At 66.1% G+C, this 776-nt stretch carries 1 protein-coding gene; it reads right to left on the reverse strand.

Features of this window, described 5'->3' with window-relative positions:
- Positions 1-776: S1 RNA-binding domain-containing protein (locus AB4Z02_RS18925; protein WP_441972905.1), on the reverse strand; the 776-nt coding region annotated here is incomplete at both ends.

Below are 776 nucleotides of genomic sequence, written 5' to 3' on the forward strand. Positions count from 1 at the left end.
AGCTTGGTGACCTTGCCCGGGACGACCTGACCGATCGCGTGGGTCCGGGCGAAGTGCTGCCACGGGTCCTCCTGCGTCGCCTTGAGCGACAGGGAGACACGCTCGCGGTCCATGTCGACGTCGAGGACCTCGACGGTGACCTCCTGGCCCACCTCGACGACCTCGGACGGGTGGTCGATGTGCTTCCAGGACAGCTCGGAGACGTGGACGAGGCCGTCGACGCCGCCGACGTCAACGAAGGCACCGAAGTTGACGATCGAGGAGACGACGCCGGAGCGGACCTGCCCCTTCTGGAGCTCCTTGAGGAACGTGGTGCGCACCTCGGACTGGGTCTGCTCGAGCCAGGCGCGGCGCGACAGGACCACGTTGTTGCGGTTCTTGTCGAGCTCGATGATCTTGGCCTCGATCTCCTTGCCCACGTAGGGCTGGAGGTCGCGGACGCGACGCATCTCGACGAGGGACGCGGGGAGGAAGCCACGCAGGCCGATGTCGAGGATGAGGCCACCCTTGACGACCTCGATGACGGTGCCGGTGACAACGCCGTCCTCCTCCATGAGTGCGTAGAGCACGTCGTAGGCGCGCTCAAACGCCGCGCGCTTCTTGGACAGGATCAGACGGCCTTCCTGATCCTCCTTCTGGAGGACCAGGGCCTCGACCTCGTCGCCGACGCTGACGACCTCAGAGGGGTCGACGTCGTGCTTGATGGAGAGCTCGCGCGAGGGGATGACACCCTCGGTCTTGTAGCCGATGTCGAGCAGGACCTCGTCCCGGTCGAC

The organism is Pedococcus sp. 2YAF34 (assembly GCF_052114585.1).
Classification (GTDB): Bacteria; Actinomycetota; Actinomycetes; order Actinomycetales; family Dermatophilaceae; genus Pedococcus.